This is a genomic window from Acinetobacter sp. UNC436CL71CviS28 (assembly GCF_000620525.1).
Taxonomy (GTDB): Bacteria; Pseudomonadota; Gammaproteobacteria; order Pseudomonadales; family Moraxellaceae; genus Acinetobacter; species Acinetobacter radioresistens.
Genome location: NZ_JIBB01000017.1, coordinates 28,730 through 50,753, shown reverse-complemented (window position 1 = coordinate 50,753; position 22,024 = coordinate 28,730). Strand labels below are relative to the sequence as shown.

General features: G+C 42.9%; 19 protein-coding genes. 9 read left to right on the top strand and 10 right to left on the bottom strand.

Annotated features, from left to right (window positions below):
* Positions 1–16: 16 nt before the first annotated feature.
* The 4 genes from erpA to N518_RS0108090 form a co-directional block, all read right to left on the bottom strand.
* Entirely contained in the window at positions 17–352 is a 336-nt protein-coding gene (gene erpA / locus N518_RS0108105) for an iron-sulfur cluster insertion protein ErpA (RefSeq protein WP_005017496.1), read from the bottom strand.
* 124 nt (positions 353–476) lie between these two features.
* Positions 477–1,481, bottom strand: a complete 1,005-nt coding sequence (locus N518_RS0108100) for a putative solute-binding protein (RefSeq protein WP_005023811.1) — start codon at positions 1,479–1,481, stop codon at positions 477–479.
* A gap of 132 nt (positions 1,482–1,613) precedes the next feature.
* A complete protein-coding gene (locus N518_RS0108095; RefSeq protein ID WP_005023813.1) occupies positions 1,614–2,621 on the bottom strand; it encodes a putative solute-binding protein in 1,008 nt (335 codons plus the stop codon).
* A 197-nt stretch (positions 2,622–2,818) separates the two neighbouring features.
* Positions 2,819–3,823, bottom strand: a complete 1,005-nt coding sequence (locus tag N518_RS0108090) for a putative solute-binding protein (protein ID WP_026055428.1) — start codon at positions 3,821–3,823, stop codon at positions 2,819–2,821.
* Between the two features lie 232 nt (positions 3,824–4,055).
* On the opposite strand from N518_RS0108090, the gene N518_RS0108085 reads away from it, so the two are divergent.
* From N518_RS0108085 to N518_RS0108075, 3 genes are all read left to right on the top strand, one after another.
* The gene (locus tag N518_RS0108085) at positions 4,056–5,990 is read left to right on the top strand and encodes an ATP-binding cassette domain-containing protein (protein WP_005017509.1); all 1,935 of its coding nucleotides are present in this window, start codon (positions 4,056–4,058) and stop codon (positions 5,988–5,990) included.
* 281 nt (positions 5,991–6,271) lie between these two features.
* On the top strand, positions 6,272–6,517 hold the full coding sequence (locus N518_RS0108080) for a DUF2171 domain-containing protein (protein ID WP_026444122.1): 246 nt from the start codon (positions 6,272–6,274) through the stop codon (positions 6,515–6,517).
* 296 nt (positions 6,518–6,813) lie between these two features.
* On the top strand, positions 6,814–7,977 hold the full coding sequence (locus N518_RS0108075; protein ID WP_005017515.1) for a zinc-dependent alcohol dehydrogenase: 1,164 nt from the start codon (positions 6,814–6,816) through the stop codon (positions 7,975–7,977).
* A 54-nt stretch (positions 7,978–8,031) separates the two neighbouring features.
* Here N518_RS0108075 and gyrB read toward each other — a convergent pair whose 3' ends face one another.
* The 4 genes from gyrB to dnaA all read right to left on the bottom strand — a co-directional run bounded on the left by gyrB (position 8,032) and on the right by dnaA (position 14,270).
* Positions 8,032–10,500, bottom strand: coding sequence for a DNA topoisomerase (ATP-hydrolyzing) subunit B (gene gyrB, locus N518_RS0108070; RefSeq protein WP_005023820.1), 2,469 nt, complete (start codon positions 10,498–10,500; stop codon positions 8,032–8,034).
* A gap of 24 nt (positions 10,501–10,524) precedes the next feature.
* Positions 10,525–11,628: a DNA replication/repair protein RecF gene (gene recF / locus N518_RS0108065; protein ID WP_005023823.1), complete on the bottom strand. Its 1,104-nt coding sequence runs from the start codon at positions 11,626–11,628 to the stop codon at positions 10,525–10,527.
* Positions 11,629–11,643: 15 nt separating this feature from the next.
* Positions 11,644–12,792 carry a DNA polymerase III subunit beta gene (dnaN, locus tag N518_RS0108060; RefSeq protein WP_005017521.1) on the bottom strand — a complete coding sequence of 383 codons (1,149 nt, stop codon included), beginning with the start codon at positions 12,790–12,792 and terminating at the stop codon, positions 11,644–11,646.
* Between the two features lie 95 nt (positions 12,793–12,887).
* Positions 12,888–14,270, bottom strand: coding sequence for a chromosomal replication initiator protein DnaA (dnaA, locus tag N518_RS0108055; RefSeq protein WP_005017523.1), 1,383 nt, complete (start codon positions 14,268–14,270; stop codon positions 12,888–12,890).
* Between the two features lie 659 nt (positions 14,271–14,929).
* On the opposite strand from dnaA, the gene rpmH reads away from it, so the two are divergent.
* The 5 genes from rpmH to mnmE all read left to right on the top strand — a co-directional run bounded on the left by rpmH (position 14,930) and on the right by mnmE (position 19,035).
* Complete coding sequence (gene rpmH, locus N518_RS0108050; protein WP_000831329.1) at positions 14,930–15,064, top strand: 50S ribosomal protein L34; 135 nt, start codon at positions 14,930–14,932, stop codon at positions 15,062–15,064.
* 31 nt (positions 15,065–15,095) lie between these two features.
* Positions 15,096–15,488 (top strand): ribonuclease P protein component, encoded by a 393-nt coding sequence (rnpA, locus tag N518_RS0108045; RefSeq protein ID WP_017401113.1) that lies wholly within the window; start codon positions 15,096–15,098, stop codon positions 15,486–15,488.
* A gap of 8 nt (positions 15,489–15,496) precedes the next feature.
* Complete coding sequence (gene yidD / locus N518_RS0108040; protein ID WP_017401114.1) at positions 15,497–15,817, top strand: membrane protein insertion efficiency factor YidD; 321 nt, start codon at positions 15,497–15,499, stop codon at positions 15,815–15,817.
* Positions 15,818–15,822: 5 nt separating this feature from the next.
* Positions 15,823–17,577 carry a membrane protein insertase YidC gene (yidC, locus tag N518_RS0108035; protein WP_005023828.1) on the top strand — a complete coding sequence of 585 codons (1,755 nt, stop codon included), beginning with the start codon at positions 15,823–15,825 and terminating at the stop codon, positions 17,575–17,577.
* A gap of 102 nt (positions 17,578–17,679) precedes the next feature.
* Complete coding sequence (mnmE, locus tag N518_RS0108030; protein WP_017401115.1) at positions 17,680–19,035, top strand: tRNA uridine-5-carboxymethylaminomethyl(34) synthesis GTPase MnmE; 1,356 nt, start codon at positions 17,680–17,682, stop codon at positions 19,033–19,035.
* A gap of 347 nt (positions 19,036–19,382) precedes the next feature.
* On the opposite strand, the gene N518_RS0108025 is transcribed toward mnmE, so the two are convergent.
* Complete coding sequence (locus N518_RS0108025) at positions 19,383–20,555, bottom strand: MFS transporter (protein ID WP_010700176.1); 1,173 nt, start codon at positions 20,553–20,555, stop codon at positions 19,383–19,385.
* 145 nt (positions 20,556–20,700) lie between these two features.
* Positions 20,701–20,964, bottom strand: coding sequence for a metal/formaldehyde-sensitive transcriptional repressor (locus N518_RS0108020; protein WP_005023836.1), 264 nt, complete (start codon positions 20,962–20,964; stop codon positions 20,701–20,703).
* A 53-nt stretch (positions 20,965–21,017) separates the two neighbouring features.
* On the opposite strand from N518_RS0108020, the gene dmeF reads away from it, so the two are divergent.
* The gene (gene dmeF, locus N518_RS0108015; RefSeq protein WP_026444121.1) at positions 21,018–21,995 is read left to right on the top strand and encodes a CDF family Co(II)/Ni(II) efflux transporter DmeF; all 978 of its coding nucleotides are present in this window, start codon (positions 21,018–21,020) and stop codon (positions 21,993–21,995) included.
* The last annotated feature ends 29 nt before the right edge of the window (positions 21,996–22,024 follow it).

The following is a 22,024-nucleotide window of genomic DNA, read 5'->3' as shown; positions in this document are numbered from 1 at the left end:
TTTAAACAGTTATCTTCTAGATTGAAAATGAAGATCCGCAACCGCAGGTCGTAGTAGCATTCGGATTCTCAACGATAAAACGTGATCCTTCCAGTCCCTGAATATAATCAACCACTGAACCTACCAAATACTGGTAACTTAGTGAATCTACCAGCATGGTCACATCGCCATTGGTAAATTCAGCATCATCTTCATTCATGCTTTCAGCAAAGTTAAAACCGTAAGAGAATCCTGAGCAGCCGCCTCCTGTTACATAGACACGTAACATTAAATCCTGATTCCCTTCGCTTTCACGGAGTTGGCGCACTTTATTTGCAGCATTATCTGACAACACAAGAGCTGGGGCATTCATACTGGGCGTTCCTCAACAAATTCATCTGCCTTAAAAGGCAAAGGCCATATATTTAAAGTATAACATACTCAATATATGGCCAGCGCCTGAACTTTAAAGTTTATCCTGAGTTATTTTATCAGGTTTATTTATAGTTCTCATCCTGTAGGCTGCATTCAAAATTACTGCGGTCTTCTTTACAGCGGAATTGCCATAACAGTTTCATCATGCGCCTGTCATAAACACCACGTCTGGTCAGGTCGATCCGTGATTCACGCATCAGTTTCTGGTAACCCGGCTTATCTGCCGCTGGTATATTCATCCAGTATTTCTGTGGAATATCCGCTTTCATTTTTCCAAGAATACCAAACGCACGTGGTAACTGGGTTTTAACCCATTCCCGCGATTTTTGTCCATAGCCTGCAGGGAACTTGTCTGGACGAATAATCAGGTTTCCTGTTACCTGCAGAATCGGATAATTAACAATAGCGCCTTTGGTACCGAGACCTTTATGTAATTCCAGCGGTTTAAACACGGCTGCCGGCGCACCGATAATATCGACCTGGCGGTTATTGAACTTGCTGCCAAAATTAGTTACATCGGCACTAACTGCCTGCGCCCCGATTTGCTGAACCATAATCTTCTGGGCTTCATCATAATCAAGAACTGCAATTTTTTTGCCAGCTGCTTTAGCAACTGTATTAATACTACGGTCATTTACCATCAAGAATGCATCGCCGACCGGAATCACTCCTGCAACTTCATATTTACTATTGGTCATATATTTGCCAAAAGTCGGGCTGGCTAAGCCCTGCATGACCTTAACAGCCAACTTAAGGTCCGGAATAGCTCCAATTGCATCCAGGGAACCGGTAAATTTATTAAACTGTCGGCCACGCATACCGGTGACACTAATACCGTCACATTTCCCGGCTTTAAAATCTTCAGCAATCACTGCCTCATTCTGGCCTACACGCAGTTCGATATCTGCTCCCCAGTTTTTAGCAGCAAGCTGATAGTCTTTCATCAAAGCATATACATCGCCATTTTTACCGACCAGATCAAAAACACAAAAAACCTGTTTTGCCTGAGCTGCTTCTGCTGCCATTAATATTCCTGCACCCAGCACAAGTGCTTTAGTCCATTGCATAATTTTATCCTTTTAATTTTATTTTTTCTTATTTTCTGTTTTCTATCCGGCAGCTGAGTACTGACCTTACATGCCTATAAAAATACAGACAAAAAAGCCCGGTTTATAGCCAGGCTTTTTAACTTCCATAATTTATTCGCCTGCCATAGAGCATTCGAAGTTGGCTTTATCGACTGCACAGCGAGCTTTCTTCAATACTGCCATCATATTTTTGTCATAAATACCCTGTCTGGTTAAATCCATACGGCCATCACGTAACATCTTCTGGTATTTAAGCTTGTCTTCAGCACTTAGATTCATTTTATATTTGCCCGGAATACCGGCTTCTAAACGCTGAATCATTGAAAAGCTTTTTGGCAGCTGTTTGGCAAACCAGGTACGTGATTGCTGACCAAAACCAGCCGGGAATTTATCGGCTCGCAAGACCAAGTCAGCGGTTACCTGTAATACCGGGAAATTCATCATTGCGCCACTACTGCCCAGACCTTTATAAATTTCCAAAGGTTTATAGGCATAAGCCGGCGCACCGACCATATCGACCTGGCCATTATTAAATTTGGCCACAAAGTTAGATACATCAGACAGGACTGCCTGTGCTCCAATACGCTGTACCATAATTTTCTGGGCATTGTCATAGCCCAGTACTGCAAACTTCTTACCTGCTGCTTTCTCAACGGAATTAATATTTTTATCACGTACAAAGATATAAGCTGAACCTAAAGGTGATACACCGGCAACTTCATATTTATTGCCACCCAGAGTTGTAGTCATTTTGCCGGCATTACGGGCATCCAGTACATAAGAGATTGCACGTTGGGCCACAGCATTACTTGGCACAGCACCCAAGGCATCAATAGAACCCACGAATTTGTTATACGGACGGGCGCGCATTGAAGTCATAAAAACTGCATCACATTTACCTGCCTTGAAATCACTGTCCGCTACAGCTTCATCCTGACGTGGAACCAGGTTAATATCTGCTTTCCAGGATTTTGCAGCCAATGCCCACTCTTCCATCATTTTGTAGGATTCACCAGATTTACCCAGTAAATCGAAGACACAAACATCTACTTTAGCCTGAGCAGTGCCTGCCAGACCTAAAAGTGCAGTGGTAACAGCAGTCAGTACTATTCTTTTCATTGTTTTCTTCCTTTTTTGAGATTTTATTCTCGAACTTCCCTTACATTGCAAGATATTACCCAGCTTTATTTAAAAAAAATAGAGTATTTGCTCCATTTTTTTAAATTCTGATCTATCTTTGCATTTTTTAAGTAATTAAAATTTTCTATCTACACTTATATTCAGGAAATCAATAGCTAGAAAACTGTCATTTTGTATTATTCGCCCGAAAGTGAACATTCAAAGTTAGTCCGTTCTACTGTGCAGCGCGCCCTTTTTAACACACGCATCATGGTTTCATCATAAATGCCCTGACGGGTCAAATCGATGCGGCCTTCACGTAATAAACGTTGATAAGCAGTACGGTCTTCACTGGACAGCTGAATTCGTAATTTTGCAGGAATGCCTGCTTCAAGGCGTTGTACCATAGCCATGCTGCGAGGCAACTGTTTTAAGAACCATTGACGTGACTTGGCAGCAAAGTCCTGTGGAAATTTATCTGGCCGGATAATTAGGTCTGCAGTAACATTGACTACCGGGAAATTGATCATGGCGCCATTTGGGCCCATACCTTTATAAATTTCCAGAGGCCGGTAAGCATACGCAGGCGCTGCAACAATATCCGCCTGTCCATTATTGAATTTACTGACAAAATTCGAAATTTCCGAGGCCACGGGCTTGGCATTAATACGCTGTACCATGATCCGTTGAGCAGCATCATGCCCAAGAACTGCAAATTTTTTCTTGGCGATTTTTTCAACTGTATTAATATTACGGTCTTTTACAAAAATATAAGCTGCGCCGAGCTGACCGATTCCAGCAACTTCATATACCTGTCCCTCCAGTCTGCCCACCAGACGTTTACTGTTACGCTGATCTAATGCATAGCTGATGGCCTTTTGGGCTATTGCATTACTAGGTACCCCACCTAGGGCATCAATTGAACCGGCAAATTTGTTGAAAGCACGAGCACGAATAGAAGTCATATACACACCATCACAATTTCCAGCTCGAAACTCACGCTCTGCCTGTGCCTCATCTGCTACAATTTTTAGTCCGACATCAGCATTCCAGTTCTTGGAAGCCAGCAGCCAGTCTTCCATCAATTTATAGGACTCGCCAGCTTTGCCCAGCAAATCAAAAATACAGATATCTACTTTGGCCTGGGCTGAATGAGCAAATAAAAAAAGTGAAGCAGCTAACAGAATTTTTCCCTTATTCATCTTATTCATCTTATTCATCCTGAGTCTTATTGTTTAAATGAGGGCTTTATCACTATAAACAGCTTAACTGTACAAAAATAGAGCATTCACTCTAATTTCCGATAAAGTGTTTTTGTGTGGAGTCAAATTATTGGATGAAATTCATATTCTTTTGCAGAGACAGGTGATTTTTTGTTTTTCTTGGCAGATATCCTTTAAAATGGCCTACCTCTGATAATAGATTTGCGTATTCATGATTCAGCTTGACCAACTTTCGATTCGCCGCGGTGGCCGTATACTCTTTAAAAAAGCGAGCATGCAACTGCATCCAGGCTGGAAGATTGGTCTAACCGGAGTTAACGGCGCCGGTAAATCTACTCTGTTTTCGGCATTGCTTGGCAATATGTCGGCCGATGAAGGTTCTCTAAGCCGTCCTGCGGTATGGACAGTTGCTCATATGGCACAGGAAGTCGAAGCACTGGATATGGCAGCACTGGATTTTGTATTATCAGGTGATGAAGAATATTGGGAAATTCAGGCAAAACTGGAACAGTCCGACCAGCTATCTGATCATGATATTGCCCATTTACATGGCCGCTTTGACGAGATTAATGGTTATTCGGCTCCTGCCAAGGCAGCACAGCTTATGGCAGGTCTGGGCTTTTTCGAATATCAGCTAAAACTGGCAGTATCCAGTTTTTCTGGAGGATGGCGTATGCGTCTGAATCTGGCCCGTACCCTGATGAGTCGCTCAGACCTGCTTTTGCTGGATGAACCGACTAACCACTTGGACCTTGATGCCATTTTATGGCTGGAAGACTGGTTAAATGCCTATGAAGGTACTTTGGTCCTAATCTCACACGACCGTGATTTTCTTGATGCTGTCACTGATCATATCCTGCATATTGAAAATCAGGAGCTTACTTTATATACCGGAAATTATTCCACTTTTGAACGGACCCGTAGTGAACGTCTGGCCCAGCAGCAACAGGCTTATGAAAAACAGCTGGAAACCCGCGCACACCTGCAAAAATATATTGACCGTTTTAAGGCACAGGCCACCAAAGCACGTCAGGCACAGAGTCGAATCAAGCAACTGGAGCGAATGCAGGAACTTTCGGCTGCCCATGTCGATACGCCCTTTACGTTCAGTTTTCGTGAACCTAGCAAAATGAGTTCACCCTTACTGACATTAGAACATGCGGATATTGGTTATGGGGAAAAACTGATTACCACTAATATCCAGATTCAGATTACGCCTTCAAGCCGTATTGGTCTGCTGGGAATGAACGGAGCAGGTAAATCTACTCTGATTAAATCACTCGTAGGTGATCTGCCCCTGCTTAAAGGTTTACGTCATCCTTCAGAACTGCTCAATATTGGCTATTTTGCCCAGCACCAGATGGATGCCCTAGATGGTCAGGCCAGCCCTATGCTGCAACTGGCACGAATTGCCGACAAGAAAATCAGTGAGGCCAGCCTGCGCTCTTTTTTAGGTAGCTTTGGTTTTAGTGGCGAACGTATGGATACACCCAGTGAAAGTTTTTCGGGTGGAGAACGGGCCCGCTTGGCTCTGGCCCTGATTGTCTGGCAGCGTCCAAATGTCCTGATCCTTGACGAACCAACCAACCATCTAGACCTGGATATGCGTCACGCATTAACTATGGCTTTACAGGACTTTCAGGGTGCGGTAGTTCTGGTATCACATGAGCGACAGCTGATTGCCAGTGTTTGTGACGAGTTATTACTGGTACATGACGGTCGTATGACCGAGTTTGAAGGAGACCTTCAGGATTATGCTAACTGGCTACGTCAGGCCCGTACACAAATCATGAAACAGGGCCAGCAGCCTGCTGCGCCAATCCAATCTGTAGTTGTTGATGTACCTGCCATTTCCAAAGTTGATAAAGAAGCACAGCGTAAAGAAGCTGCACGCCGTCGTGATATAACTCGCCCGGTCCGCAAGAAAATCGAACAATGCGAAGCCCGTATTGAAAAATTACAGCCGCGTCTTGAGACACTTGAAACCGAACTAGGTGATTCATCGCTCTATGATAATGACCGCAAGAATGACCTGCTTAAACTGATGAATGAACAGACAGAACTCAAGCTCGCCTTAGCCGAGGCAGAAGAACAGCTTCTGGAATTAATGATGGAGCTTGAAGAGCTGGAACAATCATTTCAGTAATCTAATTCTATATAACCTGATTTTAAATAAAATCAGGTTATATTCTTAAAAAATTAATTTTAAAATCATTTTTGCTACAGTTTTATAATAACTTTATATTTTATTAATAAACCTTACATAAGTATTACCTAAAAAGATTTCTTTATTATTTTTAATCCTGTAAATTATTTAAATTAATTATTCATATTTGAATAATACTAGAGATAGAGATTATTCATAAATGTTTTTTATTTTTGAATAATCTAAATGACTTAAACTATATAAGTAAAGGAGAAAGAAGCATGGCAACAGGTATCGATCTCAGTCAAATTACTCAACATGCAGAAGTTTTAGGTTCAGATAACGAACATGTAGGCCGTGTTGACCACCTAGAAGGTGAAGATCAACTAAAACTTATTAAGAATGATGAAGACAGTGATGGAAAACATCATTTAATTCCTCTGACTTGGGTACAGGAAGTCAGCAATAATCAGGTAATTTTAAACCTGACAGCCAATGAAGCAAAACAGCAATGGCAAGTTGTATAATATAATTTAACATTATATTAATAAAAGGATTACCCTATTTAAAGGTAATCCTTTTATTTTATTTAAAAATAATTAATTTTAAAATGTAAAGAATCATTTCGGTTAATTGCTACTTTAAATCAACATTATTTTACCTAAGCCTTGTATATGTACATTTTTTCAACAGGCTAAATTGTTTTTTTATACATAAGCTTACCTCATGACGCTGCATTATGAATGACAGGTCAGTTTTCTTACTCAACAAAATTTTTACATGATTCTGCTGACTCTAAAAATAAACCAGAGAGGAAATAAGAATGCGCGCTCTTACATATCATGGTGCTCGGGATGTCCGGGTAGAATCTGTTCCTGATCCGATCATTCAAGAACCGGATGACGTTATTTTGCGAGTTACTGCAACTGCAATTTGTGGTTCTGACCTGCATTTATATCGAGGTAAAATTCCGGCCACTAAAGATGGTGACATCTTTGGCCACGAATTTATGGGTGTAGTAGAGGAAGTTGGTCCGGCAGTCACTGAAGTAAAAAAAGGCGACCGGGTAATTATTCCTTTTGTGATTGCCTGTGGTAGCTGCTTCTTTTGTGAACATGATCTGACTGCGGCCTGTGAAAATACAAATACGGGTCGGGGTGCTATCTTAAATAAAAAGCAGATTCCGCCAGGTGCTGCGCTGTTCGGCTATAGCCATTTATATGGTGGAGTTCCAGGTGGGCAAGCTGAATATGTACGTATTCCTAAAGGAAACGTAGGGCCATTTAAAGTACCAGGTTCTTTATCGGATGAAAAAGTTTTATTTTTGACTGATATTTTGCCTACTGCCTGGCAAGCAGTCACCAATGCCAAAATTGGTAAGGGATCAAGTGTTGCAATTTATGGTGCAGGACCGGTAGGCCTGCTCTCGGCCGCCTGTGCACGTATGCTGGGTGCCGAACTTATCTTTATGGTAGACCACCATAATTACCGTCTACAATATGCAAGGGACACCTATGGTGCCATTCCGGTTAATTTTGATGAAGTCGATGCAGCTGAATTTATTATTAGCAATACGCCGGGCTACCGTGGTGTAGATGGGGTAATTGATGCTATCGGTTTTGAAGCCAAGGGCAGCATGCTAGAAACCGTCATGACCAACTTGAAGCTTGAAGGTTCGAGTGGCGCTGCATTACGTCAATGTATTGCAGCTGTACGTCGTGGCGGCGTAGTAAGCGTACCGGGTGTTTATGCAGGACCAATTCATGGCTTCCTGTTCGGTGATGCATTCGATAAAGGCTTAACCTTTAAGATGGGACAAACCCATGTACATAAGTTCCTGCCACAATTACTGGAATTTATTGAAAATGGTGACCTTTCCCCAGAAGTAATTATTACCCACCGTATGAACCTGTCTGAAGCCGCTGAAGGCTATCGTATATTTGATAAACGTGAAGAAGACTGTCGTAAGGTAATCCTTACTCCTTAATAATAAGATATAAAAAAGCGCCTTCTGGCGCTTTTTTATTGAGCAGTGATGAGATTAAGCATCAATATCGGCATTCAATGCATTTTCTTCAATAAATGCACGACGTGGCTCGACATCGTCTCCCATCAGGCAAGAGAACATACGGTCTGCTTCAATTGCATCATCAATAGTCACTTGCAGCATATTACGATTTTCCGGGTCCATCGTGGTTTCCCAGAGCTGCTCGGCATTCATCTCACCCAGACCTTTATAACGCTGAATCATCATGCCACGGCGTGAGTCCTGCAAGATGAACTGCCAGACCTGATGGAAATTACTGACCTGTACACGACGCTCACCTTTTTCAAGATAAGCACCCTCTTCAATCAGGCTGAACCAGCTTCTTGAATTCTTGAGCAGTCGGGCATATTCGGCAGAGCCCAGCAATCCGGCATCAAGCAGATAATGATGTGGCAAGTTATGCACATAAACAGTGATCCGTGGCCAGTAAAGCGCCGAGGACTGACCATCTGCATCAATACGTTCAAATTTTTCAAGACTCAATTCAGGACGTAAGCTAGACTGCATGTCTGCAATACGTGAACGTAACTGTTCACCCCATTGCTGGACATAACTTTCATCATGGTTCTGGTCCATTTTAAAAGCTTCTAGCGCCAAGAGACCATCAAGCAAGGTCGCAGGATAACGCAAGGTTAATCGGTGCAGACTCTTTTGTGAAACCTGGTAATCCTGAATCACCTGAGCCAATGCCTGTCCATTAATTGCTGGCGCATCGACACTGACATGCAGAGACAGATCATCAATTGCATTGGAAATCAGATAGGTTTCCAGAGCATCATTATCTTTAATATACTGTTCCTGCTTGCCTTTTTTCAGTTTATATAAAGGCGGCTGAGCAATATAAATATGACCCCGTTCTACCAGTTCAGGCATTTGACGGAAGAAGAATGTCAACAGTAACGTACGAATATGTGAACCGTCGACATCAGCATCTGTCATGATCACAATCTTATGATAACGCAGCTTGTCCGGATTATATTCCTCACGTCCAATACCACAGCCTAATGCCGTAATCAGTGTACCGACCTCAGCAGAAGAAATCATCCGGTCAAAACGGGCACGCTCTACATTTAGAATTTTACCCTTTAACGGTAAAATCGCCTGCATTTTACGGTTACGGCCCTGCTTGGCAGAACCGCCTGCCGAATCACCCTCGACTAGAAACAGCTCAGACAAGGCGGGATCTTTTTCCTGACAATCAGCCAGTTTTCCAGGTAAGCCGGCAATATCCAGTGCACTTTTACGGCGTGTCATTTCACGGGCTTTACGTGCTGCATCACGGGCACGTGCTGCATCAATAATTTTACCTGCAATAGACTTGGCTGCTGCCGGGTTCTCAAGCAAATATTCAGAGAACGCCTTATTCATCGCCTGTTCGACTGCCGGTTTAACTTCACTGGACACCAATTTTTCTTTGGTTTGCGAAGAAAACTTAGGATCTGGAACTTTAACTGACACAATAGCAGTCAGTCCCTCACGTGCATCATCCCCTGTTACTGCAACTTTTTCTTTCTTAAGAATATTCTCATTCTCAAGATAGCTGTTCAGGCCACGGGTTAGTGCTGCGCGGAAACCAGCCAGATGGGTACCACCATCTTTTTGCGGAATATTATTGGTAAAGCAGCGTACATTTTCCTGATAAGAATCATTCCACTGCAACGCCACTTCAACACCAATTCCATTTTCAGCCTGAGTGGTGAAATGGAAAATTTCATTCAGGTGATTTTTACCTTCATTGATATATTTAACAAATTCGGACAGACCACCTTCATAGTCAAATACATGTTCAAGGTTAATGCGTTCATCGCGCAGAACAATACGGACACCGGCATTTAGAAAGGACAGCTCACGCAGACGGCGTGCCAGAATATCGACATTAAAAATAGTCTGGCTAAAGGTTTCAGCACTCGGCCAGAAACGGACTTTAGTACCTGTACGTTCAGTTTGTCCCACGACACGTAACGGATACTGAGGTACACCGTGCTGGTATTCCTGCTCATGTATCTGTCCTGCACGCTGTACAGTCAGCTCAAGCTTGCTCGACAAAGCATTAACAACCGATACACCTACACCGTGCAGGCCACCAGAGACTTTATAACTGTTATCATCAAACTTGCCGCCCGCATGCAAAATTGTCAGGATTACCTCTGCAGCAGAGACACCCTCTTCCGGATGGATATCGGTTGGAATACCCCGGCCATTGTCAGATACGCTCACAGATTCATCTTCATGAATGGTCACCAGAATTTCATCACAGTGTCCAGCCAGTGCTTCATCAATCGAGTTATCGACCACCTCGAATACCATATGGTGCAGCCCTGTCCCATCGTCTGTATCACCAATATACATACCAGGACGTTTACGCACTGCGTCTAGGCCACGTAATACCTTGATACTAGAGGAATCATAAGCCTTTTCTTGGGTGTGTTCTGTTGGAGAGGCAGATTGAGATTCTGAACTCATGGTTTCTCCCTAGTGTAAAATGGATCAATCCAAAGATGGGTTAAATCGTTGCTGAACGACACTGACTTGACCGTGTTCAACATGGAATAATTGATAGGAAATAGACAGATCATGCAAATGCTGCTGTACCGATTTATGCTCTAGAGTGGTAATAAAAACTTGACTACCAAGTTGGCTCAATCGCTCAATTAAACGTTGTTGTGCGGTTAAATCTAATTCTGCCGTCAGATCATCTAATAATACCACAGTTTCCTTATTGCTCGCATGCAACATTGCAATCTGAGAGAGTTTTAAGGCCATAATTAATAGTTTTTTTTGTCCTCTTGAAAGAATGTTATCCGCATCTCCAAGTGGTGTTTTCAAGCGCAGGTCTGCCCGGTGTGGTCCATACTCGGTATAGCGTCTATCCAGGTCTTTCTGATGATATAACGTCAGGTCCTGATAAAGCCCCTGCTCACTATGAAAACCGGATACATAGTCTAGCTCAATCTCCAGATCAGGTAAAAGCTGGCTTAAATCCTGTTTAAAATAAATCTTCCATTGCTCCATCACCTGTGAACGTTGAGCATGGAGCAATTCACCATAACTGGCCAACATCTTGTTCCATGGATCAAGCTCATCCACACTTAGAGTTTGGCGGGATTTAAGCAGACTGTTACGCTGCTTGAGTGCGCGAGAATAATATTGCCATGTCTGATAAAATTCAGGTTCCACGTGGAACATCAGCCAGTCCAGTAACTGTCGCCGCGGTTTGGCTCCATGGTCAATGATATCCGTACTGAGTGGGTCGATATATTGTAATGCCAGCATTTTAGCAAGCTGACCCTGAGTTGCGACCGTATCGCCATTCACTTTAATTATCTGCTCACCCGAGAGCATTTTTTGCATGCCAATTTTCTCGGTAGCAGACTGTGCAAATACAATCGTGTCTGAAGCACCACTCTGAATGTAGTGTTTGGGAATATAAGTTCGAAAAGAGCGGCCTGTGGCCAGCAAATGAATCGCCTCAAGAATCGAGGTTTTGCCTGAACCATTGGCCCCGTAAAAAACATTAAACGGCTGCAACTCAGAGAGTGCAACCGCTGAAAGGTTCCGGACACGTTCGATATTTAAACGCGTAATATACATAAAATAGCTTTAAGTCTAGACACGCATTGGCATGACAACATAAGTCTGGTCCTGCTGGGCAGGGTCTTGCACCAGCACAGACTGATTGGCTTCAGTCATGGTCATAACAACATCATCGCCATCTAGTACGTTCAGCACTTCAAGCAGATATTGTGCATTAAAAGACATTTCTAGCGGAGAGTTATTATATTGAATAGCCAGATCCTCAATCGCTTCATCCTGCTCCGGGTTGTTGGCTCGAAGCTGTAATGAATCTGCATTAAAATTGAGGAATACACCACGCAATTTTTCATTACTAAGAATCGCCACCCGTTGCAATGACTGTTTAAATACGTCATGCGCGATCTGGACAGTTTTATCACCACCACGTGGAATAACGCGACGATAATCAGGGAATTTCCCGTCAATCAGTTTAGTCGTGAAACGTACTGTAATCTCGCCCTGTTCCTTGTCACGGCTTGGGGTTTGAATTGTAACATTTAACAGTTCACGGCCAATCAGTAACGTAAGCTGTTCATCTTCAATGCTGAGCAGGCGTTGCAGTTCTGCTACTGCCTTACGTGGAACAATTGCCTGCACTGGCTGGGAAGCGGTAGAAGATGCCAAGGTTTCACACAATGCGAGACGGTGACCATCGGTAGTTACAGCACGCAATTGAGTTTCATCAATTTCCAGTAATGTGCCGGTTAGGTAAAAACGGACATCCTGCACTGCCATTGCAAAAGCAGTTTTTTCAAACAGACGCTTGAGTTCACGCTGGGTGACTTGAACCTGAGTACCCTGACTATTGTCATGATTAAGTAAAGGATAATCTTCAGCAGGTAAGGTTCCCAGTACAAAACGGCTATTTCCAGACTTTAAAATGCAGCGCTGGTCTTCAGTAATTTGTAAATCGATTAAAGCAGCACTTGGTAGTGACTTACAGATATCCATGAGTTTACGCGCCGGCACAGTAGTTTCACCCGGCTGTAAACAGGCTCCCTCACTTAAGCCGGTACTGGCCACCAGCTCAACTTCCAGGTCAGACCCGGTGATTGTCAGAGCCTGCGGACTCGCCTGAATTTTAACGTTTGAAAGAATGTTCAGGGTATGACGACGTTCGACCGCCCCTACCACATGTGATAGAACATTGAGTAAGCTCTCTTTAGCGATTTTCAAACGCACGATTCATTCCTCTAACAACTGAAGACAGATAAAAAAATAATTTTTAGCAGTGTACTATGCGGCAGTTTCAAGCACTTTGCAAGAATCCGGATTGATCAACTCTGCAACAGGCGCAGCAGGTTTTTATAATCCTCATTAAAGATCGGATCTTCAGCACGGAGGCTCTGGACTTTTTCGCAGGCATGCATGACTGTACTATGATCTCGCCCGCCAAAAGCCATGCCAATTTCTGGAAAACTGTCACCAGTTAATTCACGTGCCAAACCCATTGCTAATTGACGAGGGCGTGCATAAATTCGGGTTCTTTTAGGCCCGACCAGCTCTTTGAGGGGAATACGAAAATACTCACTCACCACACGCTGAATATTTTCTACACTAATAGTTCGGGCCCGGATCGCCAAAACATCTTTTAAGGATTCTCGTACCACGTCCAGATCAATTGCGGTTCCCTTAAACCGAGAAATAGCGACGACCTTGTTTAAGGCGCCTTCAAGTTCACGAACATTGGCAACCACCTGCTGTGCAATAAATAAAGCACAGTTACGGGGTAAGTCAATCTCATTGCTTTCAGCTTTTTTCAGCAGGATTTCTATCCGTGTTTCAATATCTGGCGGCTCGACTCCAACAGATAAGCCCCAGGAAAAACGGGAAACCAAACGTGGATCCAGTTCAGTCAATTCTTTCGGATAGCGGTCTGAAGTTAAAATAATCTGCTTGGATTCATCCAATAAAGCATTAAAGGTATAGAAAAACTCGACCAGACTTGCCTCTTTACCCGCTAAAAGATGAATGTCATCGACCAATAATAAATCCAAGGAACGACAGTTCTTTTTGAATTCTTCCACCTTGCCACGCTGTAAAGAACTGACAAAATCCTGTACAAAACTTTCTGCAGTCATATACATGACACGTGCATTGGGTTTGGCCTGTAATAGCGCATTACCGACAGCCTGCATCAGGTGTGTTTTACCCAAACCGGTAGGTCCATACAAAAACAAGGGATTATGCTGGGATGCACCAAGCTGTGTTAGTACTTTGCGGCACGTTTCTGCTGCCATCTGGTTAGAGCGCCCTTCTACAAAAAGTGCGAAAGTGAAAAGTGGATTTAAAAGACGCTTCTTATTCTGTTTGGCCGGTTCAGCTTCTTTTTCCTTTTTAGGACGCGATACCGGCATAGAAGCCGGGTGCTCTAATGCAGCCGTAGTGGTGGCTGGCTGCTCTGCTGCTGATAAAATAGCGCCGGGCCGGGAATCTACTAAAATCTCAACCTTACGTACACGGCCTTCCGACATTTGTTCAGCTAGAATTGTGATTAATTCCAGATGATGCTCTTGAATATATCGGGTCCAATAAGGATTAGGCGCATATAAACGTAAAGTATCCTCCAGTTCTTCAGCCACCAGAGGACGAATCCACATCGCAAAGATATTATCAGAGAGCTCTTGTCGCAAGCGAGTTAAGCAGTCCGTCCAAAGCATGTGAATCCCCTATCTTCATGTTTTAAATTTAAATTGAACTACAGCACCCCTTGCGAGGGGTGGCCATTCTAACCAAGTTATCCACATCTGTCATGGGTCATTTCTAAAGTTTTGGCCAAAAAAGAAACTTTCTGTTTTAAATTTGAATTTAAACCACATGTGGATAAAGTTTTCCATAACCTGTGGATAAAATATATCACAAAGTTATCCACAATTCATATAAATTATAAAAACATAGTTATCCACAATATAATCATCTGATATTAGAATATAAAAGTATCATTTCCACAGAAAAAAGCCGCTCTAATAATAATAAATTTAAATTTTAAAATTTGAATTTAATAATAACGATGCAATCTGGTGTGGATAACTTAACTTACAATGAATTTAAATTCAAAACCAGCAGCCTAACTCAGAAATACAAAATATTGTTTATAAAACTGTGGATATTTTTAGTTTTTAAATAAATGTATTTTAAAATAAATGGTTTATATTGTGTATAAGTTTTAAATTTTATCTCTCTCATTTTTATATTTGTATATTTCTCTATTCTTGGAATTACAATCAAAATTGAACAAAAGACGGGTTTTCATTGACAGCGTAAAGATTGCACAATACAATCGCGAACCTTTATAGAAAGATCATTTTGGAGTTTCGACATGAAACGTACATTCCAACCATCTGAATTAAAGCGTAAGCGCGTTCATGGTTTCCGTGCTCGTATGGCTACTAAAGCTGGTCGTCAAGTATTAGCTCGCCGTCGTGCCAAAGGTCGTCACAGCTTAACTGTTTAATTTCAGTTTAAGTTTAAACGACTTGGGTGTCATGACACTTTATAGCTTCAGCACAGCTGTACGTATCCGCTGTGCTGCAGATTACAAAAGTGTGTTTGATGGTGCGCTTTTTAAAGTGCATCAACCCCACTTCTTATTTCTTGCCAGACCGACCGAATTGCATTATAGCCGTTTGGGTATTGTTGTGGCCAAGAAAAAAGTGCGTCGTGCACATGAAAGAAATCGGATAAAACGACTTGCTCGCGAAAGTTTTCGCCTGCATCAGCAGCAACTGGAATTATTAGATATCGTAGTAATGCCTAAATTAGGTATAGAAGATATTTCTAATGCCGAGTTGCACCAGCAATTACAGATAGCTTGGCAAAAGTTACAACGCCAGGTTAAAAAACACCGAAAAATAGCTGTTTCTTCCTCACAAAACTAGAGATACCAATGAGACGTTTATTGCATTGGTTGATACGTTTCTATCAAATTGCGATTAGTCCGCTGCTTGGACCTCGTTGTCGTTATATTCCAACTTGTTCTCAATATTCGTTAGAAGCCATTCATGCGCATGGCGCGATGCGTGGTGTGTGGTTGGCCGGTAAACGTATCTGTCGCTGTCATCCGTGGGGTGGTTCTGGCTATGATCCTGTTCCCCCAAAAGCAATTCGTTTTATTTCATTTCAGCAAATAGATTCTCAAACCTTTCACGTTGCTGTACCCTTTCGTGATCGTTTTTTGAATCAAAATCACTCTAACCACTTGGGGTAATAGATATGCAACAATGGGCCAGGTTTGCAATTCTCGGGGCCATGTTTGTCGTCGCATATTTGCTCATTTTGGCGTGGCAAAAAGATTATGGTCATGCAGAGACAGCGCCGCAGCAACAGGCAGTCGTTTCGCATGAAGTATCTGCAGATTTGCCAAATAGCCAAGCGGCATCAGCTTCTTCTGATGTACCGCAAGCAAATATTGCAACGCCACAAGCAACAGATGTAACTGCACCTGTAAATCAGCAGCTGATTTCAGTACAGACTGACCTCTATCATCTTTTGATCAATCCAAAAGGTGGGGATATTGTACGAATTGAATTACTGAATCATGACAAGAATAAAGACAGCGATCAGCCGTTTGTCATGCTGGAAAGTGATGCCAAGCGTACCTATGTCGCACAATCTGGTCTGATTGGACTCAATGGTCCAGACAGTAACCGTAGCGGCCGCCCGGTATATGAGGTTGAAAAAACTTCTTATGACTTGCTTAAAGATGCTCAGACTGTCAGTAAAGATAATGGTAAAGCAGTAAAAGTACTGACTATACCAATGGTCTACAAGACTGCTGATGGTGTAGAGATCATTAAGACCTTTACCTTTAAGCAGGGCGAGTACCCGATCGTGGTCAACCATAAAGTGGTGAACCGTAGTCAGCAAAACTGGCAGGGTCAGATGTTTGGCCAGATCAAACGTGATAATTCTGAAGATCCTGGTAAGTCTGATCAAGGGATCTTTACGCTTGGTACCTTCCTGGGCGGTGCCTGGGGCACACCAGAAGAGCATTACAACAAGCTCAAGTTTGATAATTTTAATGATGAAAAGCTGAATGTTGATGCAAAGGGTGGCTGGATTGCTGTAGTACAGCATTACTTTGTGAGTGCCTGGATTCCGGGTCAGCTTAAACTGACTCAAGCCAATGGACAGCCATATGCTGCCAAGCTCGAATCACGCAAATCAGCTGATGATATGAATATCATTAGTTTTACTTCGCCAACTATCAATGTGCCAGCCGGTACGGTTGCTGAAGTAGATGCAACCTTCTACTCAGGTCCAAAGATTCAGTCCGAGCTCAAAGATCTGGCAGTAGGTTTGAACCAGACTGTAGATTATGGCTGGTTATGGCCAATTGCTAAATTATTGTTCCTGGGTCTGCAGTTCTTCCATAACATTGTCGGTAACTGGGGTTGGTCAATTATCCTGCTGACTATACTGGTTAAACTTATTCTTTGGCCACTGTCATCCAAGAGCTATCGCTCTATGGCGAAAATGCGGGTAATTGCACCAGAAATGCAGCGCATGAAAGAAGAGTTCGGTGAAGACCGTATGCGTTTCTCTCAGGAAATGATGGCGCTCTACAAGCGCGAGCAGGTTAATCCTCTCTCAGGCTGTTTACCGCTCTTGCTGCAAATGCCGATTTTCCTTGCCCTATACTGGGTATTGATGGAAAGTGTAGAACTGCGTCATGCGCCATGGTTTGGCTGGATTCAGGATTTGTCGGCGATGGATCCGTGGTTTATCTTGCCGTTAGTCATGGGTCTGACCATGTTTACTCAGCAATCACTGAATCCGCAGCCAGCTGATCCAATGCAAGCAAAAGTCTTTAAGATCATGCCGATCATTTTTACTGTATTTATGCTGTTCTTCCCAGCAGGACTAGTACTGTACTGGATTGTCAACAACAGTATCACTATCTTGCAGCAATGGTTTATTAACCGGAGCGTGAAGAAAGAACGCGAAAATGGTGTTGAAGTGATTTAATAATCCATTCAGCTCACTTGATCGATGCTGAATAAATCCGTCCAAGATGATAATCTTGGACGGATTTTCTTTTGCTGTTTTTAAAATTTTTAGGTGATCAATATGCTCAACTCCACCACAATTGCTGCGATAGCGACTCCACCTGGCCGTGGTGGTGTTGGGGTAATTCGCCTCTCAGGTCCGAAAGCCTATATGATTGCCGAACAGTTAACCCAGCGGTCTCTACCAAAAGCCCGCATGGCAGCTTTTCGGCAGTTTTATGATGCAGAGCAGCTGGTAATGGATGAGGGATTGGTGATCTGTTTTCCAAATCCCTATTCATTTACGGGAGAAGATGTTGTTGAGCTACAGGGTCATGGTGGACCGGTAATTCAAAATGCCCTGCTCTCCCGACTATTCGAGCTGGGTGCCATAGCGGCCAAGGCTGGCGAGTTTTCCATGCGTGCCTTTGAAAATGGCAAACTTGATCTGGTACAGGCCGAAGCCATTGCTGATCTGATTGATGCCACGTCACAGGCAGCTGCACGCTCGGCAGTACGTTCTTTACAAGGTGCTTTTTCTGTTAAGGTGAATTCTGTATTAGAGAAGCTTATTCATTTACGTTTACATGTAGAAGCGGCGATTGATTTTCCTGAAGAAGAAATTGATTTTCTCGCTGACGGAAAAATTCTCAAGCTGCTGGATGATGTTGCCAGTTCAGTCACGCTGGTACAGCAATCTGCACGTCAGGGCCAGTTACTGCGAGAAGGATTACAGGTGGTCATTGCCGGAAAACCAAATGCCGGTAAGTCTTCGCTCTTAAATGCATTGGCAGGCAATGACCGCGCTATTGTTACTGATATTGCCGGAACAACCCGTGATGTACTGCATGAAAAGATTAGTCTGAACGGGCTACCCATTACGCTCACAGATACAGCAGGTTTACGTGAAACCGGTGATATTGTAGAACAAGAAGGGATACGTCGCGCAATTAAGGAAATTGAACAGGCTGACTTACTGTTACTGGTCTATGATTTGAGCCAAGGTGAAGATCCTTTAAAATTAGCCCAGAATTATTTTGCTGAACATCTGGAGCCTAAGCGGCTTATACTAATTGGAAATAAGTGTGACCTCATTGGGGTCCAGCCAGAAGCAGGACAATATCAGGGTTTTCGTCATATCAGTGTATCTGCAAAAATGGAAACCGGCGTCCAGACACTCATAGAAGCGATTACAGACCATGCCGGCTTCCAGCCAGAAGAAGATACCTTTATTGCCCGAACACGGCATCTGGACGCAATGAAGCGTACACAGGCATATCTGGCTGAGGCACGTGAGCAGCTTACAGATTTTCATGCAGGTGAGCTGGTAGCCGAATCATTACGGCTGGCCCAAAATGCTTTAAGTGAAATTACTGGTGAATTTAGCGCCGATGACCTGCTTGGGAAAATTTTCGGGTCTTTCTGTATCGGGAAATAGTTCAAAATCAAGTGAACTCATTATCAATAAATTGATAAGTTATTTAAGCCGGTCTTAGGACTCTCTATAGAGAATTAAAACCCTACCTTTATCAGAGTTGGCCGGCTTTTAATTTCTATTAATAATTTGCCAGAATTTTTATAAAAAGCATAAGCAATGAGCTAAATTTTAATATTAGTAACTCCAAGACTTGATAGAAAATTTTACCTGAATCAGGTTTAGATAAAATTTATGGAATTCCAAATATCTAAATAATATTTTCAGTGAAAATGATTAAAATATAATAAATTAAGCTGATTTAGGATTTGATGACTGCTCCATTCTGCTAAGCCATAAAGTTCAGGTAATTATGATGAAACTATTTTTTTAGGCCAGAGTAATAAGGCCAGACAGAGCAGCGCTATGCTCGCACAGAAACTCAGTACCCCGAATGTCAGTCCAAAATGATCAGCCAGATAGCCTACGGCAATAATTGGTACAATTGTGCCCAGATAACCGATAAAAAGATAAGTTGACATAACCGCAGCACGATTACGTTCATGAGTCATGCTGTGAATCAGACCAAATGCACCCATTAACCCTAACCCATGCCCTGCGCCGACCAGAAGGTCACTGATGAAGAATAGCGGGCTCCATTGCGAAATCATACACAAGGCCAGTAAGATCAGACTGAACATTAATGTACCCACACCCAGATTCAGGCTTTTAATGGGTGACAGTGAGCGTGCAAAAAACTGTACAACAGCAGAGGTAAGTAAAATACTGGCAATTGCACTGCCACTTACCAGCGGGCCATGCCATGGAATTAAATCTTTCACAAAAGAAGGTGACAGTGAAGCAAACAGACTGAAAGCACCAAAAGCACTAAAGGCAGTCAGACCGGCAATAAAAAACAGGGTCTTGTAATGTGACTCAGGAATTTCCAGATGTGGCGCTATAGAAAAATTTTGCCGTTCGAATTGAGGTGATTCAAGGCGGGCCAAACCTAACAGGCAAAGGAAAGCTACCACAATCACCGGCAAATAAGGACTTATAAGAGGCTGATCAGAAAACTGGGCAATCAGTCCTCCAATAAAGGGTCCAAGCCCGAAACCAATCACAGTAATCACTGAACTGAGTTGCGGTGCATAAAGTTTATGTTGATCAGGAATCGTCGTAATCAGGCCAAGCATGGCTGAGGTACTAATCAGTCCAGAAGCAATCCCGATCACAAATCGTCCTGCCATCAACCAGTAAATATCAATGGCAACTGCAGAAAGTGTCAATCCACAAATCACGATGACTAAACCGATTTGCAGTGTACGGAGAAAACCCAAACTATTACTGGTACGACCAAAGAACAGTAAAGTGGCAAGACAGCCAAACATATAGGCGACGAAAATATAAGTAATGTGACTTGGCAGTAAATGCCATAATTGCTGGTAAATCGGATAGAGCGGGCTAGCGAGCGCTGTTCCGATGGTACCAGTACATAAGGCAAGGCTTACCATAAGAAATGGATGCCAAGATTGTTGTTTCATAAATGAAAAGATCAGGTCGTAAATAGGAATGAACCTAATAGTAGTCTGAAGCCTTTGAAAAATCGAAAGTAAATAAGTAACCTGGATTAGTGCCTGTCATAAATCTGGAACCTTACTATTTAGATAACCAGGATCTATGGCCAGATCAGGTATAACGCTTAAGCAACCTGAGAAACTCGGCCAGTTCCTTTTCATTATCATCATTTTGTTTGATTACGTGTTCACGCAGATGAGATTCAATCAGCTCGTTCATCAGGCCATTTACTGCACCTTTTATAGCTGCCACCTGCTGTAATACTTCAATGCAGCTTTTATCTTCTTGCTGCAACGCAGTTTCTACAGCTTGAAGCTGCCCTTGAAGCCGCTTGACCCGATTTAAAATTTTCTTGTCCTGATGTAAATGACCCATGCATGACCTCTAAAAATAATTATACTAGGGGGGAGTATATAGAATAAACTGTTATGCAAAATTTTAACCTATCCCGACACCATAAACACCAGTTTGATCAGGGGAATCCGCTCGCCCAGAAACGAATCCTGTGGGCTACACTGTTAACCGGTTTCATGATGCTACTCGAAATAAGTGGTGGCTGGCTATTTAACTCTATGGCTTTACTGGCTGATGGCTGGCATATGAGTTCACATATGTTGGCTTTGGGGCTCGCTTATCTGGCTTACCGCGCGGCGCGCCACTATGCAAATGACCAGCGTTTCAGTTTTGGAACCTGGAAAATCGAAATTCTGGCAGGCTACAGTAGCGCCATTTTATTGATTGTTGTAGCTTTATATATGGCGGTTCATTCAGTTGAACGTCTGATTTTTCCGGTTGCTATTCACTATAATGAAGCAATTCCGATCGCAGTACTCGGCCTATTGGTAAATCTGCTTTGTGCCTGGCTCTTGCATGATCATACTGACCATCACCATCACCATCACCATCACCATCACCATCACCATCACCATCACCATCATGAACATGAACATGAACATGAACATGAACATCGTAAGCATAGTCATGATTTAAATCAAAAAGCTGCTTTCTTGCATGTGGTTGCTGATGCGGTGACATCGGTTTTCGCTATTATTGCGCTTCTGGCTGGAAAATATTTCGGCTGGGCCTTTCTGGATGCCGTCTTGGGAGTTGCTGGTGCTGTATTGGTAGCGCGCTGGGCCTGGGGACTTATAAGAGATACAGGCCGAACCTTGCTGGATGCAGAAATGGATCATCCGGTAGTCGCTGAGATTCGTGAGGTTATTGTCGGTTTACCAGTACAAGTAGAAATTACTGATCTGCATGTGTGGAAAGTAGGCCGTGGAAAATTTGCCTGTATTTTGGCTTTGGAAACCCAAGATGACTTGAATGCTGATCAGGTTCGTGATGCATTAAGTATTCATGAGGAAGTGGTGCATATTTCGGTTGAAATCAATATGCCATTGTAGATGTTCCACGTGAAACCTTCCTTAGTTAG

Excerpts from the sequence above, each read along its gene's own strand:
- erpA (WP_005017496.1), bottom strand. The coding sequence starts at position 352 with ATGAATGCCCCAGCTCTTGTGTTGTCAGATAATGCTGCAAATAAAGTG.
- N518_RS0108100 (WP_005023811.1), bottom strand. The coding sequence starts at position 1,481 with ATGCAATGGACTAAAGCACTTGTGCTGGGTGCAGGAATATTAATGGCA.
- N518_RS0108095 (WP_005023813.1), bottom strand. The coding sequence starts at position 2,621 with ATGAAAAGAATAGTACTGACTGCTGTTACCACTGCACTTTTAGGTCTG.
- N518_RS0108090 (WP_026055428.1), bottom strand. The coding sequence starts at position 3,823 with ATGAATAAGGGAAAAATTCTGTTAGCTGCTTCACTTTTTTTATTTGCT.
- N518_RS0108085 (WP_005017509.1), top strand. The coding sequence starts at position 4,056 with ATGATTCAGCTTGACCAACTTTCGATTCGCCGCGGTGGCCGTATACTC.
- N518_RS0108080 (WP_026444122.1), top strand. The coding sequence starts at position 6,272 with ATGGCAACAGGTATCGATCTCAGTCAAATTACTCAACATGCAGAAGTT.
- N518_RS0108075 (WP_005017515.1), top strand. The coding sequence starts at position 6,814 with ATGCGCGCTCTTACATATCATGGTGCTCGGGATGTCCGGGTAGAATCT.
- gyrB (WP_005023820.1), bottom strand. The coding sequence starts at position 10,500 with ATGAGTTCAGAATCTCAATCTGCCTCTCCAACAGAACACACCCAAGAA.
- recF (WP_005023823.1), bottom strand. The coding sequence starts at position 11,628 with ATGTATATTACGCGTTTAAATATCGAACGTGTCCGGAACCTTTCAGCG.
- dnaA (WP_005017523.1), bottom strand. The coding sequence starts at position 14,270 with ATGCTTTGGACGGACTGCTTAACTCGCTTGCGACAAGAGCTCTCTGAT.
- rpmH (WP_000831329.1), top strand. The coding sequence starts at position 14,930 with ATGAAACGTACATTCCAACCATCTGAATTAAAGCGTAAGCGCGTTCAT.
- rnpA (WP_017401113.1), top strand. The coding sequence starts at position 15,096 with ATGACACTTTATAGCTTCAGCACAGCTGTACGTATCCGCTGTGCTGCA.
- yidD (WP_017401114.1), top strand. The coding sequence starts at position 15,497 with ATGAGACGTTTATTGCATTGGTTGATACGTTTCTATCAAATTGCGATT.
- yidC (WP_005023828.1), top strand. The coding sequence starts at position 15,823 with ATGCAACAATGGGCCAGGTTTGCAATTCTCGGGGCCATGTTTGTCGTC.
- mnmE (WP_017401115.1), top strand. The coding sequence starts at position 17,680 with ATGCTCAACTCCACCACAATTGCTGCGATAGCGACTCCACCTGGCCGT.
- N518_RS0108025 (WP_010700176.1), bottom strand. The coding sequence starts at position 20,555 with ATGAAACAACAATCTTGGCATCCATTTCTTATGGTAAGCCTTGCCTTA.
- N518_RS0108020 (WP_005023836.1), bottom strand. The coding sequence starts at position 20,964 with ATGGGTCATTTACATCAGGACAAGAAAATTTTAAATCGGGTCAAGCGG.
- dmeF (WP_026444121.1), top strand. The coding sequence starts at position 21,018 with ATGCAAAATTTTAACCTATCCCGACACCATAAACACCAGTTTGATCAG.